Annotated in this window: 29 protein-coding genes; 28 read left to right on the forward strand and 1 reads right to left on the reverse strand. The window is 45.4% G+C overall.

Annotated elements, in window-relative coordinates:
• The first annotated feature begins 24 nt into the window (after positions 1-24).
• From rplC to L1N97_RS16775, 28 genes are all read left to right on the forward strand, one after another.
• Positions 25-663 carry a 50S ribosomal protein L3 gene (gene rplC, locus L1N97_RS16640; RefSeq protein WP_226752332.1) on the forward strand — a complete coding sequence of 213 codons (639 nt, stop codon included), beginning with the start codon at positions 25-27 and terminating at the stop codon, positions 661-663.
• A 17-nt stretch (positions 664-680) separates the two neighbouring features.
• Positions 681-1286 (forward strand): 50S ribosomal protein L4, encoded by a 606-nt coding sequence (rplD, locus tag L1N97_RS16645; RefSeq protein WP_226752331.1) that lies wholly within the window; start codon positions 681-683, stop codon positions 1284-1286.
• Entirely contained in the window at positions 1283-1585 is a 303-nt protein-coding gene (gene rplW, locus L1N97_RS16650) for a 50S ribosomal protein L23 (protein WP_226752330.1), read from the forward strand. The genes rplD and rplW overlap by 4 nt, the downstream gene beginning before the upstream one ends.
• A 16-nt stretch (positions 1586-1601) precedes the next feature.
• The gene (gene rplB, locus L1N97_RS16655; protein ID WP_226752329.1) at positions 1602-2426 is read left to right on the forward strand and encodes a 50S ribosomal protein L2; all 825 of its coding nucleotides are present in this window, start codon (positions 1602-1604) and stop codon (positions 2424-2426) included.
• Between the two features lie 16 nt (positions 2427-2442).
• Complete coding sequence (gene rpsS / locus L1N97_RS16660; protein WP_008950795.1) at positions 2443-2721, forward strand: 30S ribosomal protein S19; 279 nt, start codon at positions 2443-2445, stop codon at positions 2719-2721.
• 10 nt (positions 2722-2731) lie between these two features.
• A complete protein-coding gene (rplV, locus tag L1N97_RS16665; RefSeq protein WP_226752328.1) occupies positions 2732-3064 on the forward strand; it encodes a 50S ribosomal protein L22 in 333 nt (110 codons plus the stop codon).
• A gap of 9 nt (positions 3065-3073) precedes the next feature.
• Positions 3074-3787 (forward strand): 30S ribosomal protein S3, encoded by a 714-nt coding sequence (gene rpsC, locus L1N97_RS16670; protein WP_189434397.1) that lies wholly within the window; start codon positions 3074-3076, stop codon positions 3785-3787.
• Positions 3788-3799: 12 nt separating this feature from the next.
• Positions 3800-4213, forward strand: coding sequence for a 50S ribosomal protein L16 (gene rplP, locus L1N97_RS16675; RefSeq protein WP_226752327.1), 414 nt, complete (start codon positions 3800-3802; stop codon positions 4211-4213).
• Positions 4213-4404, forward strand: a complete 192-nt coding sequence (gene rpmC / locus L1N97_RS16680; RefSeq protein WP_226752326.1) for a 50S ribosomal protein L29 — start codon at positions 4213-4215, stop codon at positions 4402-4404. Before rplP ends, rpmC begins: the two co-directional genes overlap by 1 nt.
• Positions 4404-4658, forward strand: coding sequence for a 30S ribosomal protein S17 (gene rpsQ, locus L1N97_RS16685; protein ID WP_226752325.1), 255 nt, complete (start codon positions 4404-4406; stop codon positions 4656-4658). The genes rpmC and rpsQ overlap by 1 nt, the downstream gene beginning before the upstream one ends.
• A 229-nt stretch (positions 4659-4887) precedes the next feature.
• On the forward strand, positions 4888-5256 hold the full coding sequence (gene rplN / locus L1N97_RS16690) for a 50S ribosomal protein L14 (protein ID WP_189434388.1): 369 nt from the start codon (positions 4888-4890) through the stop codon (positions 5254-5256).
• A gap of 9 nt (positions 5257-5265) precedes the next feature.
• Positions 5266-5580 (forward strand): 50S ribosomal protein L24, encoded by a 315-nt coding sequence (gene rplX / locus L1N97_RS16695; protein WP_226752324.1) that lies wholly within the window; start codon positions 5266-5268, stop codon positions 5578-5580.
• A gap of 18 nt (positions 5581-5598) precedes the next feature.
• Positions 5599-6138, forward strand: coding sequence for a 50S ribosomal protein L5 (gene rplE / locus L1N97_RS16700; RefSeq protein ID WP_226752323.1), 540 nt, complete (start codon positions 5599-5601; stop codon positions 6136-6138).
• An 11-nt stretch (positions 6139-6149) separates the two neighbouring features.
• Positions 6150-6455 (forward strand): 30S ribosomal protein S14, encoded by a 306-nt coding sequence (gene rpsN / locus L1N97_RS16705; RefSeq protein ID WP_226752322.1) that lies wholly within the window; start codon positions 6150-6152, stop codon positions 6453-6455.
• 21 nt (positions 6456-6476) lie between these two features.
• Positions 6477-6869 (forward strand): 30S ribosomal protein S8, encoded by a 393-nt coding sequence (gene rpsH / locus L1N97_RS16710; protein WP_226752321.1) that lies wholly within the window; start codon positions 6477-6479, stop codon positions 6867-6869.
• Between the two features lie 15 nt (positions 6870-6884).
• Entirely contained in the window at positions 6885-7418 is a 534-nt protein-coding gene (rplF, locus tag L1N97_RS16715; RefSeq protein ID WP_229588329.1) for a 50S ribosomal protein L6, read from the forward strand.
• 9 nt (positions 7419-7427) lie between these two features.
• Entirely contained in the window at positions 7428-7778 is a 351-nt protein-coding gene (gene rplR / locus L1N97_RS16720; RefSeq protein ID WP_226752319.1) for a 50S ribosomal protein L18, read from the forward strand.
• A gap of 9 nt (positions 7779-7787) precedes the next feature.
• Positions 7788-8291 (forward strand): 30S ribosomal protein S5, encoded by a 504-nt coding sequence (gene rpsE, locus L1N97_RS16725; protein WP_226752318.1) that lies wholly within the window; start codon positions 7788-7790, stop codon positions 8289-8291.
• 6 nt (positions 8292-8297) lie between these two features.
• Positions 8298-8480, forward strand: a complete 183-nt coding sequence (gene rpmD, locus L1N97_RS16730) for a 50S ribosomal protein L30 (protein WP_226752317.1) — start codon at positions 8298-8300, stop codon at positions 8478-8480.
• 3 nt (positions 8481-8483) lie between these two features.
• Positions 8484-8918, forward strand: coding sequence for a 50S ribosomal protein L15 (rplO, locus tag L1N97_RS16735; RefSeq protein WP_226752316.1), 435 nt, complete (start codon positions 8484-8486; stop codon positions 8916-8918).
• Positions 8919-8933: 15 nt separating this feature from the next.
• Entirely contained in the window at positions 8934-10262 is a 1329-nt protein-coding gene (gene secY, locus L1N97_RS16740) for a preprotein translocase subunit SecY (protein ID WP_229588328.1), read from the forward strand.
• A gap of 21 nt (positions 10263-10283) precedes the next feature.
• Positions 10284-10397 carry a 50S ribosomal protein L36 gene (gene rpmJ, locus L1N97_RS16745; protein WP_008950799.1) on the forward strand — a complete coding sequence of 38 codons (114 nt, stop codon included), beginning with the start codon at positions 10284-10286 and terminating at the stop codon, positions 10395-10397.
• 130 nt (positions 10398-10527) lie between these two features.
• Positions 10528-10884: a 30S ribosomal protein S13 gene (rpsM, locus tag L1N97_RS16750; protein WP_226752314.1), complete on the forward strand. Its 357-nt coding sequence runs from the start codon at positions 10528-10530 to the stop codon at positions 10882-10884.
• A gap of 11 nt (positions 10885-10895) precedes the next feature.
• The gene (rpsK, locus tag L1N97_RS16755) at positions 10896-11285 is read left to right on the forward strand and encodes a 30S ribosomal protein S11 (protein ID WP_040552629.1); all 390 of its coding nucleotides are present in this window, start codon (positions 10896-10898) and stop codon (positions 11283-11285) included.
• A gap of 33 nt (positions 11286-11318) precedes the next feature.
• Positions 11319-11939: a 30S ribosomal protein S4 gene (rpsD, locus tag L1N97_RS16760; protein WP_226752313.1), complete on the forward strand. Its 621-nt coding sequence runs from the start codon at positions 11319-11321 to the stop codon at positions 11937-11939.
• 23 nt (positions 11940-11962) lie between these two features.
• Positions 11963-12952, forward strand: coding sequence for a DNA-directed RNA polymerase subunit alpha (locus L1N97_RS16765; protein WP_226752312.1), 990 nt, complete (start codon positions 11963-11965; stop codon positions 12950-12952).
• 39 nt (positions 12953-12991) lie between these two features.
• A complete protein-coding gene (gene rplQ / locus L1N97_RS16770) occupies positions 12992-13393 on the forward strand; it encodes a 50S ribosomal protein L17 (protein WP_226752311.1) in 402 nt (133 codons plus the stop codon).
• Between the two features lie 28 nt (positions 13394-13421).
• Positions 13422-14807, forward strand: a complete 1386-nt coding sequence (locus L1N97_RS16775) for a serine hydrolase (RefSeq protein ID WP_236130558.1) — start codon at positions 13422-13424, stop codon at positions 14805-14807.
• 44 nt (positions 14808-14851) lie between these two features.
• Here L1N97_RS16775 and L1N97_RS16780 read toward each other — a convergent pair.
• Positions 14852-15065 (reverse strand): hypothetical protein (locus L1N97_RS16780; RefSeq protein ID WP_236130559.1); only part of this gene is annotated, 214 nt, incomplete at its 5' end.

Consider the following 15065-nt stretch of genomic DNA (forward strand, 5'->3'; position numbering starts at 1 on the left):
CAGGTTTTTAGAGAGGTTTAGGAAATGGCTATCGGTCTAATCGGTCGTAAAGTGGGCATGACACGCATCTTCACTGAAGATGGTGTATCTATCCCAGTAACCGTAATCGAAGCAACACCAAACCGCGTTACTGCTGTTAAAACGCAAGACGTTGAAGGCTATAGCGCGTTGCAAGTGACTACTGGTACTGTTAAGGCAAGCCGCCTGAGCAAGCCAGAAGCAGGTCATTTTGCAAAAGTGGGTGTAGAAGCGGGTCGTGGTCTGTGGGAATTCCGCCTACAAGACAACGAAGGCGCCGACATCACTGTTGGTAGCGAGATTACTGTTGATATTTTCGCAGATACAAAGAAAGTTGATGTCGCTGGCACATCAAAAGGTAAGGGTTTCCAAGGTGCTGTTAAGCGCTGGAATTTCCGTACTCAGGATGCTACTCACGGTAACTCTTTATCACACCGTGCACCGGGTTCAATTGGTCAAAACCAATCACCAGGTAAAGTATTCAAAGGTAAAAAAATGGCTGGCCACATGGGCGCTGAACGGGTAACTGTACAGTCTCTTGAAGTGGTTCGTGTTGATGCGGAACGTAACATTCTGTTAGTAAAAGGCGCAGTGCCTGGTGCTATCGGCGGTGACGTTATCGTTAAACCAGCTGTTAAAAGCTAACGTCTAGGAGATAAGTGATGGAATTAGCATTACGAGACGCTCAAGGCGCTCTTGAAGTTTCCGAAGCTACCTTTGGACGTGAGTTTAACGAAGCTCTGGTACATCAGGTAGTAGTTGCTTTTGCAGCTGGTGCCCGTCAGGGTACTCGTGCTCAATTGACACGTTCAGAAGTACGTGGTGGCGGCAAGAAGCCATGGCGTCAAAAAGGTACTGGCCGCGCGCGTGCTGGTACAATCCGCAGTCCAATTTGGCGTGGCGGTGGTGTGACTTTTGCGGCTAAGCCACAAGATCACAGCCAAAAAGTTAACCGTAAAATGTATCGCGGTGCAATTCAAAGCATTCTGTCTGAATTAGTTCGTCAGGAACGCTTAATTGTTGTTGAGAGTTTTGGCGTTGATTCACCAAAGACAAAAGACTTGACTGCAAAGCTGAAAGCGATGGATTTAAAAGACGTTCTGATCGTAACTAACGAAGTAGACGAGAACTTGTTCTTATCTGCACGCAACTTATACAAAGTTGACGTTCGTGACGTACACGGTATCGACCCGGTCAGCTTAATCGCATTCGACAAAGTGTTAATGACTGCTGCTGCAGTTAAACAACTTGAGGAGCTTTTAGCATGATCCGCGAAGAACGTTTACTAAAAGTGATTCTGGCTCCGCACGTTTCTGAAAAGAGTACTACTGCGGCAGAAAAACACAACACTATCGTTTTTAAGGTAGCCACTACTTCTACAAAAGCTGATATTAAAGCTGCTGTAGAAAAACTGTTTGAAACAGAAGTAGTAGGTGTTCGTACTGTTAACGTTAAGGGTAAGGCCAAGCGCACTGGTGCGCGTATGGGCAAACGTAGCGATTGGAAAAAAGCTTACGTTACTCTTAAAGAAGGCAGCGAAATCGATTTTGTTGGCGGCGCTGAGTAAGAAGAGGAGTTAGGAAATGGCACTTGTAAAGTGTAAACCTACGTCACCAGGTCGTCGCCACGTTTTAAAAGTGGTTAACCCTGACCTGCACAAAGGCAAGCCTTACGCGCCTTTGTTAGAGAAGAAAGTTAAGACGGGTGGTCGTAACAGCAACGGTCGTATCACTACTCGCCATATCGGTGGTGGTCATAAGCAACACTATCGTGTTGTTGATTTTAAACGCATGAAAGACGGTATTCCGGGTAAAGTAGAGCGTTTAGAATACGATCCAAACCGTACTGCAAACATCGCATTAGTGTTGTACGCAGACGGCGAACGTCGTTACATTCTTGCCCCTAAAGGCATGAAAGCGGGTGACGCAGTTATCTCTGGTGTTGATGCACCAATCAAAGCAGGTAACACGCTGCCACTGCGCAACATCCCAGTTGGTCAAGTAGTACACAACATCGAAATGAAACCAGGTAAAGGCGGTCAGCTGGCTCGTTCAGCAGGCGCATTCGTTCAGATCCTGGCTCGTGATGGTGAGTATGTTACCCTGCGTCTGCGTAGCGGCGAAGTACGTAAAGTATTAGCAGATTGTCGCGCGACTATCGGTGAGATCGGTAATGCTGAGCACATGTTACGTCAATACGGTAAAGCTGGTGCAATGCGCTGGCGCGGCATCCGCCCAACCGTACGTGGTGTAGTAATGAACCCAGTCGATCACCCACACGGTGGTGGTGAAGGTAAAACCTCAGGTGGTCGTCATCCAGTGACTCCATGGGGCGTACCGACTAAAGGTTACAAGACTCGTTCAAACAAGCGTACTGATAAACTTATCGTACGTCGTCGTGATAAATAATTTGTGAGGAATTGCCATGCCACGTTCTCTCAAGAAAGGTCCATTTATTGACCTTCACTTGCTGAAGAAGGTAGAGAAAGCGTTGGAAAGCGGAGACAAGAAGCCTATAAAGACTTGGAGCCGTCGTTCAATGATCATACCTGATATGATCGGTTTGACCATCGCTGTCCATAATGGTCGTCAACATGTACCAGTGTTTGTCTCAGAAGAGATGATCGGTCACAAGTTAGGTGAATTTGCACCTACTCGTACCTATCGTGGTCATGCAGCCGACAAAAAGGCCAAGAAGCGCTAAGGGGTAAATGATGCAAGCATTAGCTAAACACAAATTTGCCCGTTCTTCTGCTCAAAAAACGCGTTTGGTCGCTGACCAAGTACGTGGATTGTCAGTTGAGAAGGCGTTGAATGTACTAACTTACAGCCCGAAGAAAGCTGCTGAGTTAGTCAAAAAGGTACTTTTATCAGCCATTGCCAACGCTGAGCACAATGAAGGCGCGGACATCGATACACTGAAAGTGAAGACCATCTTCGTTGATGAAGGTCCATCTATGAAGCGTATCAAACCACGCGCTAAAGGTCGTGCTGATCGTATCGTCAAGCGTACCAGCCACATCACTGTGGTCGTAGCTGATAACTAGGAGATAGAAATGGGACAGAAAGTACATCCTAATGGTATTCGCCTAGGTATCACTAAGCCATGGAGCTCTACCTGGTTCGCGAATACAAAAGATTTCCCGGATTTCCTGAACGGTGACTATAAAGTTCGTCAGTACCTGACAAAAGAACTGAAAGCAGCCTCAGTAAGCCGGATCGATATTGAACGCCCTGCGAAAAGCATCCGTGTGACTATTCACACTGCGCGTCCAGGCGTGATTATCGGTAAAAAAGGTGAAGACGTTGAGAAGATCCGTAAGCAAGTCGCTGCCATTGCTGGCGTGCCTGCTCAGATCAATATCTCTGAGATCCGTAAGCCAGAGCTAGATGCTAAATTAGTTGCTGATTCTATCAGTAGCCAGTTAGAGCGTCGTGTGATGTTCCGTCGTGCTATGAAGCGTGCGGTACAAAATGCTATGCGTATTGGTGCTAAAGGTATCAAGGTTCAAGTTAGCGGCCGTTTAGGCGGTGCTGAGATTGCTCGTGACGAGTGGTATCGTGAAGGTCGTGTACCTCTCCATACTCTTCGTGCAGACATTGACTACAATACTTCTGAAGCACTGACTACTTACGGTATCATTGGTGTCAAAGTGTGGATTTTCAAAGGCGAGATCCTAGGTGCTCTGCCTCTGCAAAATAACGCCAACAACGCCAACAATAACAACCAGCCTAAAGCGCCGAAAAAACCGGCTCGTAAGGCTAAGTAGGGGTATTGAGCGATGTTGCAACCAAAACGTACAAAATTTCGTAAAGTGCACAAAGGCCGTAACCGTGGTTTATCACAAGTTGGTGATAAAGTAAGTTTCGGTACATACGCACTGAAATCTGTAGAACGTGGTCAAATGACTTCACGTCAAATCGAATCTGCACGTCGTGCTATGACGCGGGCTGTTAAACGTGTTGGTAAAATCTGGATCCGTGTGTTCCCAGATAAGCCAATCACAGCTAAGCCGTTAGAAGTACGTATGGGTAGTGGTAAAGGTGCTGTTGAGTACTGGGTATGTCAGATTAAACCTGGCAAAGTTCTGTATGAAATGGACGGTGTGTCTGAAGAACTTGCGCGTCATGCTTTTGCATTGGCTGCTGCTAAGCTTCCATTCAAGACCACCTTCGTAACGCGGACGGTAATGTGATGAAAGCCAGCGAATTGAAAACAAAAAGTGTTGAAGAGTTAAATGCTGAATTATTAGGTCTGTTACGTGAGCAGTTCAACATGCGCATGCAAGCAGCTACTGGTCAGTTAGCTCAGACACACTTATTGAAGCAGGTGCGTCGTGATATCGCGCGCGTTAAGACTATCTTAACCGAGAAGGCAGGTGCGTAATGACTGAAACTAATACCCGTACACTGCAAGGTAAAGTAATCAGCGACAAGATGGATAAATCTATCACTGTTGCGATTGAACGTCAGGTGAAACACCCAATTTATGGTAAATTCATCAAGCGTACTACCAAACTGCACGTGCATGACGAAACTAATCAGTGTAAAGAAGGCGACGTAGTCACTATCCGTGAATGCCGTCCTTTGTCTAAGACTAAGTCTTGGACCCTGGTAGCTATCGTTGAATCTGCTTCTTAATAATTAAGAAGAAGAATAAAACGGCTCCTGTTGGAGCCGTTTTTGTTTGTAGCAACAGATCGGGTGAGTGGCGGTGCGTGTCTAGGCATACACCGAATTGTTTTTATTTTAAACTACCACTTTGCCATAACTGCTGTTATAATCACGCGCCCTTCCTCTGGGGAGGGGTTTTATTATCGTAAGCAGCGTAACCTGAGAAGGTTACATAGTAGAATAGCGGAGCACTAAGATGATCCAGATGCAATCTATGCTGGAAGTCGCAGACAACAGCGGCGCGCGCAGCGTAATGTGTATTAAGGTCTTAGGTGGTTCGCATCGCCGTTATGCTGCAATTGGTGACATCATCAAAGTTACTGTTAAGGAAGCAATTCCTCGCGGTAAAGTTAAAAAAGGTGATGTTCTGAATGCAGTGGTGGTGCGTACAGCTAAAGGCGTACGTCGTCAGGACGGGTCATTAATCCGTTTTGATCGCAATGCAGCGGTGTTATTAAACACTAAGCTGGAACCGATCGGTACCCGTATTTTCGGGCCTGTTACACGTGAACTTCGTGGCGATAAGTTTATGAAGATCGTGTCTCTGGCACCAGAAGTACTGTAAGGAGTCACCATGGCTAGCAAAATCCGTCGTGATGACGAGGTTATTGTTCTTACTGGTAAGGACAAGGGTAAACAAGGCAAAGTCACTAAAGTATTAGTTGGCGACAACCGTGTTTATGTTTCAGGCGTTAATCTGGTTAAGAAACACCAGAAGCCGGTTCCAGCTGTTAATCAGCCTGGCGGCATCGTCGAGAAAGAAGCCTCGATTCATGTTTCAAACGTAGCGATTGTTAACCCTAAAACGGGTAAAGCAGATCGTGTAGGTTTCCGTTTTGAAGATGGCAAGAAAGTGCGTTTCTTCAAATCGAATAACGAAGTAATTTAATGCTATTGGAGTAATACGATGGCGAAACTGCATGAAATTTATAAAGACACCGTAGTCCCAGAACTGTTCAAACAGTTTGGCTACTCCAGCGTCATGCAAGTCCCTCGGATTGTTAAAATCACACTCAATATGGGTGTGGGTGAAGCCGTAGCTGACAAAAAGATCCTTGATAACGCTGTAGCAGATTTAACTGCTATTGCTGGCCAGAAACCTCTGGTAACTAAGGCTCGTAAGTCAGTCGCTGGTTTCAAAATCCGTGAAGGCTACCCTATTGGCGCGAAAGTAACCCTGCGCGGCGAACGTATGTGGGATTTCTTAGAACGTTTAGTTTCTATTGCTATCCCGCGTATCCGTGATTTCCGTGGTGTAAACCCGAAATCATTCGACGGTCGTGGTAATTACAGCATGGGTGTTCGTGAGCAAATCATTTTCCCTGAAATCGATTACGATAAAGTTGATGCAATCCGTGGTTTAGATATCACGATTACGACAACTGCTCGTACCGATGACGAAGGACGTGCTTTACTTGCGGCGTTTAACTTCCCGTTCAAGAAATAAGGTGTAGGGTCATGGCAAAACAATCAATGAAAGCACGTGAAGCAAAGCGTGCACAACTGGTAGCCAAATTCGCTGCAAAACGTTTTGAACTTAAAGATCTGATTGCTAACACTTCAACTTCTGATGAAGATCGTTGGGCAGCGGTTCTTAAGTTACAAACGTTACCGCGTGATTCAAGCCCTGCACGTCAACGTAATCGTTGTCGTGTGACAGGTCGTCCACATGGTTATCTGCGTAAGTTCGGTATGAGCCGGATCAAAGTTCGCGAAGCGGCGATGCGCGGTGAAATTCCTGGCCTTCGTAAGGCTAGCTGGTAAGAATCACGGGAGTAACGAGCTATGAGTTTGCAAGATCCAGTAGCGGATATGTTTACTCGCATCCGTAACGGCCAGTCGGCCAATAAAGTTGCGGTTAAAATGCCTTCTTCTAAATTGAAGATTGCAATTGCGAAAGTTTTAAAAGACGAAGGTTACATCGGCGATTTCGCTGTGTCTGGTGATGTAAAACCAGAACTGGAAGTTACTTTAAAGTATTTCCAGGGCAAATCAGTTATTGAGACTATCGATCGTGTTAGTCGTCCAAGTTTGCGTATCTATAAGAAAAGCAACGAATTACCTAAGGTAATGGGCGGTTTAGGTGTGGCCATCGTGTCAACATCTAAAGGACTAATGACTGACCGTGCTGCGCGCAAGGTTGGTATCGGTGGCGAAATCATCGGCTACGTAGCGTAACGGAGGGGTTAATTTATGTCTCGTGTTGCTAAAGCCCCCGTCACTCTACCTGCAGGCGTTACTGTAACGCAAACAGGTCAAGTTGTGGCGCTTAAGGGCAAAAACGGCGAGTTAACACTGAATGTTAACCCTGCGGTTGAAATCGTTGTTGATGGCAATGTACTGCGTACAGAGCCTCGTCAAGGTTTCGAAAACGCTGACGCACAAGCAGGTACTGCTCGCGCATTATTGAACAACATGGTTACTGGTGTAAGCGAAGGCTTCAGCCAGAAACTTGAATTAGTCGGTGTTGGTTACCGTGCAAAAGCTGAAGGTAAGGTTCTAAACCTAAGCCTGGGCTTTTCTCACCCGGTCGTTTTCGAGGTACCAGCAGGTATCACTATCGAAACACCAACACAAACTGAAGTTTGGGTCAAAGGTGCTGACAAGCAATTAGTTGGACAGGTATCTGCCAACATTCGTGCATACCGTAAACCAGAGCCTTACAAAGGCAAAGGTGTTCGTTATGCGAATGAAAACGTGCGTCGTAAAGAAGCTAAGAAAAAGTAAGGTAGGACGATGGATAAGAAACTTGCTCGTCTGCGTCGTGCCAAACGCACTCGCAGAAACATTATCGAACAAGGTGCGAATCGCCTGGTAGTACACCGTACTCCACGTCACATCTATGCTCAGCTGATTGCGCCAAATGCTGAAGTGATTGCTGCAGCTTCTACTTTAGAAGCTTCAATTAAAGAATCACTTTCGTACTCTGGTAACGTAGATGCTGCCAAAGCTGTAGGTAAAGCGATCGCCGAACGTGCAGTGGCTAAAGGCGTAACTGCATGTGCTTTTGACCGTAGCGGCTTCCAGTATCATGGTCGCGTGCAGGCGTTAGCAGACGCGGCGCGTGAAGCCGGTCTTCAGTTCTAGGAGTAGCTAATGGCTAACGAAGATTCTAAACAACAATCTGATTTACAAGAAAAGCTTGTTGCCGTTAACCGCGTGTCCAAAGTGGTAAAAGGTGGTCGTATTTTCAGCTTTACTGCATTGACAGTAGTTGGTGACGGCAACGGTCGCGTTGGTTTCGGTTATGGTAAAGCACGTGAAGTTCCAGCTGCTATTCAAAAAGCAATGGAAAAGGCACGTCGTAACATGACACAGGTTGAATTAAATGGTAACACTTTGCATCACCCAACACGTGGTGTGCATTCTGGTTCGAATGTTTACATGCAGCCTGCTGCAGAAGGTACTGGTCTAATCGCCGGCGGTGCAATGCGCGCCGTGTTGGAAGTAGCGGGTATCCAAAACATTCTTTCTAAGTGTTATGGTTCAACTAACCCAATTAACGTAGTTCGCGCTACCATTAACGCCCTGTCTTCAGTGAAGTCACCGGCACAAGTGGCAGCAAAACGCGGTTTACGCGTTGACGATATTCTGGGGTAATTTGCCATGACGAAGAAAACAGTTAAAGTCACCCAAACTAAGTCTAGTATCGGTCGTTTACCGAATCACCGGGCTTCTTTGAAGGGTCTTGGTTTACGTCGTATTGGTCACACTGTCGAAGTTGAAGATACACCTTCAGTTCGCGGTATGATCAACGCCGTTTACTACATGGTTAAAGTGGAGGAGTAACAGATGTTATTAAACACTCTATCTCCAGCACCAGGTGCTAAGAAAGATAAACGCCGTGTAGGCCGTGGTATCGGTTCTGGCTTAGGTAAGACTGCTGGCCGTGGCCACAAAGGTCTTAAATCACGTTCTGGCGGCAGTGTTCGTCCAGGCTTCGAAGGCGGTCAAATGCCTTTGAAACAACGTTTACCTAAGTTCGGTTTTACTTCTCAGAAATCTTTGGTTTCTTCTGAAGTCCGTTTACACGAACTAGCTGCTGTTAATGGCGACGTAGTAGATTTAGCTTCTTTAATGGAAGCGAACATCATCTCTCGTACCGTTAAGTTCGCAAAAGTTGTACTGTCTGGTGAGATTACTCGTCCAGTAACAGTAAAAGGCTTACGCGTAACTAAAGGTGCGCGTGCAGCGATCGAAGCCGCCGGTGGTAAAGTCGAAGAATAATAAGGATAGTACGCGATGGCTAAACCAGGTTCGGACTCAAGAGCAGCAAAAGGCGGATTCAGCGAGCTGAAATCTCGTCTGTTGTTTGTGCTCTTAGCCATAATCGTTTTTCGGTTAGGCTCATTTGTGCCAATTCCTGGAATTGACGCCACCGTGCTAGCTCAGTTATTCGAGCAACAAAAAGGTACCATCGTTGAAATGTTTAACATGTTCAGCGGTGGTGCTCTTGAGCGTGCGTCTGTATTTGCGCTAGGCATTATGCCTTATATCTCTGCCTCTATCATTGTTCAGTTATTAACGGTAATGCATCCGGCAATGGCTGAATTAAAGAAAGAAGGTGAAGCAGGTAAGCGTAAAATTAATCAGTACACGCGCTACGGTACTTTAGGTTTAGCGATACTACAGTCCATTGGTATAGCCACAGGCCTGCCAAATATGATGCCAGGGTTAGTCATTAACCCAGGCTTTGCATTTTACTTTACCGCGGTGATCAGCTTGGTTACCGGCACCATGTTTTTAATGTGGTTAGGTGAGCAAATTACAGAGCGCGGCATTGGTAATGGTATTTCGTTGCTAATTTTTACCGGTATTGTTGCTGGCTTCCCGTCTGCCATTGGTCAGACGATTGAGCAAGCGCGTCAGGGCGATTTGCACTTTTTACTATTAGTAGCTATTGGCGTGATTGTTGTTGCGATTACCTGGTTTGTGGTGTTCTTTGAACGCGGCCAGCGTCGTATCGTGGTTAACTACGCAAAGCGTCAGCAGGGCCGTCAGGTGTTTGCCGCGCAGAGCAGCCATTTACCGTTAAAGGTTAATATGGCCGGTGTTATTCCACCGATATTCGCGTCTAGCATTATTCTGTTCCCTGGTACAATTGCCAGTTGGTTCGGTACAGGTGAAGGTATGGTAGCCAATTTCTTACAGGAATTGTCGCTAACATTATCTCCAGGACAACCGCTGTATATGATGTTATACTCGGCGGCTATCATTTTCTTCTGTTTCTTTTATACTGCGTTGGTATTTAACCCACGTGATACAGCAGATAACTTGAAGAAATCTGGTGCTTTTATCCCTGGTATTCGTCCTGGCGAGCAGACATCAAAATACATTGATAAAGTAATGACACGTTTGACCCTAGCCGGCGCGTTGTACATTACCTTTATTTGTTTGGTTCCTGAGTTCATGATGGTAGCGTGGAACGTACAGTTCTACTTCGGCGGTACATCTTTATTGATTATCGTTGTTGTTATCATGGATTTCATGGCACAGGTACAGACACATCTGATGTCACATCAGTATGATTCTGTGCTGAAAAAGGCAAATCTTAAAGGCATAGGCCGTTAAGATAGTTTGCGGAGTTAAGTTATGAAAGTACGAGCTTCCGTTAAGAAGATCTGCCGTAACTGCAAAGTGATCAAACGTAATAACGTAGTTCGCGTAATTTGCAGTGAGCCAAAGCATAAACAGCGCCAAGGCTAATAGCAGAAAAACGATAAGGCGGGCTGAACTTTAAGTTTAGCCCCTTTATTGTTTGCAATATAAGCGCCATTTGAGTATCCTTACGGGCTTTTCAAATTGGCACCTTTTAATTTCAGATAGGAGAACGTTAGTGGCCCGTATCGCTGGCATTAACATCCCCGATAATAAACATGCAGTGATCTCACTGACTTATGTTTATGGTATCGGTAAGACCCGCGCTAAATCAATTTTAGCGGCAGTGGGTATTGAAGAGAATACTAAAATCGCGTCTTTATCAGACTCGCAATTAGATACTCTACGTGACGAAGTTGCAAAGTATACCGTCGAAGGTGACTTGCGTCGTGAAATCACATTAAACATTAAGCGTTTAATGGACCTTGGTTGCTACCGTGGCTTACGTCACCGTCGTAGTCTGCCGGTCCGTGGTCAGCGCACTAAGACTAATGCGCGTACCCGTAAGGGCCCACGTAAAGCGATTAAGAAATAAGGTGATTCAACATGGCTAAAGCACCAGTTCGTACTCGTAAGCGGGTAAAAAAACAAGTTTCAGACGGTATGGCTCATATCCATGCTTCTTTCAACAACACCATCGTGACGATTACTGATCGTCAGGGCAATGCATTGTGTTGGGCAACAGCAGGCGGTTCAGGTTTCCGTGGTTCACGTAAATCTACTCCGTTCGCAGCTCAAGTAGCAGCAGAGCGTGCAGGTACAGCTGCACTGGAATATGGTCTGAAAAACCTTGAAGTGTTTGTGAATGGCCCAGGCCCAGGCCGCGAATCAGCGATTCGTGCTCTGAATGCCGCTGGTTACAAGATCACAAATATCACCGACGTGACGCCTATCCCACATAACGGATGTCGTCCACCTAAAAAACGTCGCGTGTAATTACAGCGCTTCACGGATTATTGGAGAAAGAAGATGGCAAGATATTTGGGTCCAAAGCTCAAACTAAGTCGTCGCGAAGGTACAGATCTGTTCCTGAAGAGCGGCGTAAGAGCAATCGATTCAAAGTGTAACTTAACTACAGCTCCTGGTCAGCACGGCGCACGTCGCGGTCGCTTATCAGACTACGGTTTACAGTTACGCGAGAAGCAAAAAGTACGTCGTATGTATGGCGTGCTTGAGAAGCAGTTCCGTAATTACTACAAAGAAGCTGCTCGTTTGAAAGGTAATACAGGTGAGAACCTGTTAGCGTTGTTAGAGTCACGCTTAGACAACGTAGTTTACCGTATGGGTCTGGCCAGCACACGTGCTGAAGCCCGTCAGCTTGTGAGCCACAAAGCTATTATGATTAATGGCCAAGTGTTAAACATTCCATCATACAAAGTATTACCTGAACAAGTTATCTCTGTTCGTGAAAAAGCTAAAAAGCAAGCCCGTATCGGTGCTGCGCTTGAAGTAGCCGCACAACGTGAGAAACCAACTTGGATCGAAGTTGACAACACGAAACTGGAAGGTGTTTTCAAACGCACTCCTGAGCGTTCAGATTTGTCAGCTGACATCAACGAACAGTTAATCGTCGAGCTTTACTCTAAGTAAAGCTAATTGTTAAGAGAGGATATATGCAGGGTTCTGTCACCGAATTCCTTAAGCCGAGATTAGTTGGTATCGAAAGGATCAACCCAACTCGTGCCAAAGTTACTTTGGAACCATTAGAGCGCGGTTTCGGGCATACCTTGGGCAACGCGTTACGTCGTATTCTGTTATCGTCTATGCCAGGTTGTGCTGTGACTGAAGTAGAAATAGACGGCGTTCTTCATGAGTACAGTGCCAAAGAAGGTGTTCAGGAAGATATCATTGATATTCTCCTAAACCTGAAAGGCCTTGCCGTTCGCCTGGAAGACAAAGATGAAGTCTCCCTGACTTTAACGAAGAAAGGTGCTGGCCCTGTAACTGCTGGAGATATCCAGCGTGGCGACGGTGTGGTTATTGTTAACCCTGAGCACGTTATTTGTAATTTGACTGGCGAGACTGAATTCAGTATGCGTCTGAAAATTGAACGTGGTCGCGGTTATGTGCCTGCATCAGCTCGTTTGTCCTCAGATGATGACGAACGTCCGATCGGTCGCTTATTACTTGACGCATCTTTCAGCCCAGTTGAGCGTATTGCTTATACTGTTGAAGCAGCACGGGTAGAACAGCGTACTGATTTGGATAAACTGGTTATCGATATGGAAACCAACGGCACTGTTGAGCCGGAGGAAGCCATTCGTCGCGCAGCAACAATTTTAGCTGAACAGCTAGAATTCTTCGTAGAATTGCGTGATAAGAGTGAGCCTGAAAAACGTGAAGAGAAACCGGAGTTTGATCCGATTCTGTTACGTCCAGTCGATGATTTAGAGCTAACAGTTCGTTCTGCAAACTGCCTGAAGGCAGAGCAGATTCAGTACATTGGTGATCTGGTACAGCGTACCGAGGTTGAGCTACTTAAAACGCCTAACCTGGGTAAGAAGTCCCTTACCGAAATCAAAGACGTGTTGGCATCACGCGGTTTATCCTTAGGCATGCGCCTGGAAAACTGGCCGCCAGCTAGTTTGGTAAATAAAGACTAACCAGATACCAGTTCCTGGTTTAGTGAGAAGGAATAGATCATGCGCCATCGCAAGAGTGGTCGTCAATTAAATCGGAACAGCAGCCACCGTACTGCAATGTTCCGCAACATGGCAAGCTCGTTGGTGAAGCACGAAATCATCAAAACGACTTTGCCAAAAGCTAAAGAGTTACGTCGTGTGATCGAGCCATTGATCACATTGGCAAAGAATGACAGCGTTGCAAACCGTCGTCTGGCTTTTGCCCGTACTCGTGATAAAGAAGTTGTAGGTTTATTGTTCAACGTTTTAGGCCCGCGTTACAACGCGCGTCCAGGTGGTTACACTCGCATCATGAAGTGTGGCTTCCGTACTGGTGACAACGCACCTATGGCTTACATTGAATTAGTTGATCGTCCAGAAACGGACGCAGCAATGCCAGTTGAAGAAACTGCTGCTGAATAATCACTTGTTCTTCTAAAAACCGGGCTTTATGCCCGGTTTTTTTATATCCAAATTTTATTGTTGTATGCTATTTATACAAGCGCTTATTATTAATGCTAACTGTTGCCTGATGATAAACATTGATGAATTAAGGTCTGCCGAATTGAAAATTTTCTCTTATATATTTCTAACGGCTGCAATGATTCCGAACATTGCATTTTCTAGTTCATACGTTTGCCAGCATTTTACCGCAGCAGCGAGTTGTCAGTCTTTGTTACCGTTGCTCGAGCAAAATCAACAGAGATTAACATTGCTCGATAGGGTATTCGCCGACAGTCAATCCTATAAACTGCAGATCATTTTCACGCGAATAGAATCACCTAAGATTGAGGGGGAATTACCAAAGTTACATTATTATCATTATGGGGTTCAGCCTGACCGTTATTTTTATCCTGCGAGTACAGTGAAACTGCCTTTAGTTGCTTTAGCCATGCAATGGTTGAATGAACAAACTGCAGCCGGTATAACCTTAGACACGACGATGTTGACTGACGCGCTGCACCCTTCGCAATCTTCAGCTTACACAGATGTTACTAGTGAGTCTGGATTACCTAGTGTAGGGCATTACATTAAAAAAATCTTACTCGTGAGTGATAATGACAGCAGTAATCGTTTATACGAATTAATGGGCCAGCAGTATATTAACCAACAACTGCATGCTAAAGGTTTAACATCAACTGTCATTAATCATCGTTTAAGTGTGCCATTTACTGACGATGACAATCGCTTTTTCAATCCGATCCGTTTTATAGATGCTGCTGGTAAAACGTTATTAGCTATACCTCAGCGTCAAGTTGCCGTTTCCTATCGAAACACAGATCAACCCACACTCGGTTTAGGCTATTTTCAGCTTGGTCAGTTGGTCAACCAGTCTATGGATTTTACATTAAAGAACCGTCAATCCTTAATAGACCTTGATGGCGTAGTAAAGCGTCTTGTTATGCCAGAGTTGTTCCCAGAAGAGCAGCGCTTTAATATCACTGAACCGCAGCGTCAATTTATTTTACGTTATATGCGAATGCTGCCTCGGCAAAGTGAATATCCTAAATATTCAGAAGAGCAGTATACTGATACCTATGTGAAGTACTTATTAAAAGGGGATGAACAGCTACGGTTACCCGAGTACATTCACTACCACAATAAAAATGGACAAGCGTATGGCCATGTTATTGATGCTGCCTTTATCAATGATACCAAATATGACGTTTCGTATTTCCTTTCTGCCATTATCTATACCAATGCAAATCAGATCCTAAATGATGATATCTATGAAACCGAAACGCTAGGCCAGCCCTTTTTGCGTGAATTAGGCCATTTATTGTATCAACAAGAGTTAGATGCCCAGCAAGCAACTAATGATACAAATAATAAATAGCCAATACCGAGACTATATATACCCTCATTGCGGTGTTTCATACCCTAGATCGCCCAATAAACCATCGGATCGTTTAAAAAACACCCGAACGATCCTTTTTTACTAAAAAAGATCTTGAACATGTTTTTCAGATCTCTATAATGCGCATCCACAGACAGGGACAACGGCAACGACATCCGGTCTGTGAAGCGAAAGCTAACTGAGGCAAACGCCTCGCTCTGAATGCAGAGCACGCTCTTTAACAATTCGCAATCAATT

It is taken from the genome of Rheinheimera sp. UJ63 (assembly GCF_021568285.1).
Taxonomy (GTDB): domain Bacteria; phylum Pseudomonadota; class Gammaproteobacteria; order Enterobacterales; family Alteromonadaceae; genus Alishewanella; species Alishewanella maricola.

What these genes read in the sequence shown, in the direction of transcription:
- rplC (WP_226752332.1), top strand. Translation starts at nt 25, where the DNA reads ATGGCTATCGGTCTAATCGGTCGTAAAGTGGGCATGACACGCATCTTC.
- rplD (WP_226752331.1), top strand. Translation starts at nt 681, where the DNA reads ATGGAATTAGCATTACGAGACGCTCAAGGCGCTCTTGAAGTTTCCGAA.
- rplW (WP_226752330.1), top strand. Translation starts at nt 1,283, where the DNA reads ATGATCCGCGAAGAACGTTTACTAAAAGTGATTCTGGCTCCGCACGTT.
- rplB (WP_226752329.1), top strand. Translation starts at nt 1,602, where the DNA reads ATGGCACTTGTAAAGTGTAAACCTACGTCACCAGGTCGTCGCCACGTT.
- rpsS (WP_008950795.1), top strand. Translation starts at nt 2,443, where the DNA reads ATGCCACGTTCTCTCAAGAAAGGTCCATTTATTGACCTTCACTTGCTG.
- rplV (WP_226752328.1), top strand. Translation starts at nt 2,732, where the DNA reads ATGCAAGCATTAGCTAAACACAAATTTGCCCGTTCTTCTGCTCAAAAA.
- rpsC (WP_189434397.1), top strand. Translation starts at nt 3,074, where the DNA reads ATGGGACAGAAAGTACATCCTAATGGTATTCGCCTAGGTATCACTAAG.
- rplP (WP_226752327.1), top strand. Translation starts at nt 3,800, where the DNA reads ATGTTGCAACCAAAACGTACAAAATTTCGTAAAGTGCACAAAGGCCGT.
- rpmC (WP_226752326.1), top strand. Translation starts at nt 4,213, where the DNA reads ATGAAAGCCAGCGAATTGAAAACAAAAAGTGTTGAAGAGTTAAATGCT.
- rpsQ (WP_226752325.1), top strand. Translation starts at nt 4,404, where the DNA reads ATGACTGAAACTAATACCCGTACACTGCAAGGTAAAGTAATCAGCGAC.
- rplN (WP_189434388.1), top strand. Translation starts at nt 4,888, where the DNA reads ATGATCCAGATGCAATCTATGCTGGAAGTCGCAGACAACAGCGGCGCG.
- rplX (WP_226752324.1), top strand. Translation starts at nt 5,266, where the DNA reads ATGGCTAGCAAAATCCGTCGTGATGACGAGGTTATTGTTCTTACTGGT.
- rplE (WP_226752323.1), top strand. Translation starts at nt 5,599, where the DNA reads ATGGCGAAACTGCATGAAATTTATAAAGACACCGTAGTCCCAGAACTG.
- rpsN (WP_226752322.1), top strand. Translation starts at nt 6,150, where the DNA reads ATGGCAAAACAATCAATGAAAGCACGTGAAGCAAAGCGTGCACAACTG.
- rpsH (WP_226752321.1), top strand. Translation starts at nt 6,477, where the DNA reads ATGAGTTTGCAAGATCCAGTAGCGGATATGTTTACTCGCATCCGTAAC.
- rplF (WP_229588329.1), top strand. Translation starts at nt 6,885, where the DNA reads ATGTCTCGTGTTGCTAAAGCCCCCGTCACTCTACCTGCAGGCGTTACT.
- rplR (WP_226752319.1), top strand. Translation starts at nt 7,428, where the DNA reads ATGGATAAGAAACTTGCTCGTCTGCGTCGTGCCAAACGCACTCGCAGA.
- rpsE (WP_226752318.1), top strand. Translation starts at nt 7,788, where the DNA reads ATGGCTAACGAAGATTCTAAACAACAATCTGATTTACAAGAAAAGCTT.
- rpmD (WP_226752317.1), top strand. Translation starts at nt 8,298, where the DNA reads ATGACGAAGAAAACAGTTAAAGTCACCCAAACTAAGTCTAGTATCGGT.
- rplO (WP_226752316.1), top strand. Translation starts at nt 8,484, where the DNA reads ATGTTATTAAACACTCTATCTCCAGCACCAGGTGCTAAGAAAGATAAA.
- secY (WP_229588328.1), top strand. Translation starts at nt 8,934, where the DNA reads ATGGCTAAACCAGGTTCGGACTCAAGAGCAGCAAAAGGCGGATTCAGC.
- rpmJ (WP_008950799.1), top strand. Translation starts at nt 10,284, where the DNA reads ATGAAAGTACGAGCTTCCGTTAAGAAGATCTGCCGTAACTGCAAAGTG.
- rpsK (WP_040552629.1), top strand. Translation starts at nt 10,896, where the DNA reads ATGGCTAAAGCACCAGTTCGTACTCGTAAGCGGGTAAAAAAACAAGTT.
- rpsD (WP_226752313.1), top strand. Translation starts at nt 11,319, where the DNA reads ATGGCAAGATATTTGGGTCCAAAGCTCAAACTAAGTCGTCGCGAAGGT.
- L1N97_RS16765 (WP_226752312.1), top strand. Translation starts at nt 11,963, where the DNA reads ATGCAGGGTTCTGTCACCGAATTCCTTAAGCCGAGATTAGTTGGTATC.
- rplQ (WP_226752311.1), top strand. Translation starts at nt 12,992, where the DNA reads ATGCGCCATCGCAAGAGTGGTCGTCAATTAAATCGGAACAGCAGCCAC.
- L1N97_RS16775 (WP_236130558.1), top strand. Translation starts at nt 13,422, where the DNA reads ATGCCCGGTTTTTTTATATCCAAATTTTATTGTTGTATGCTATTTATA.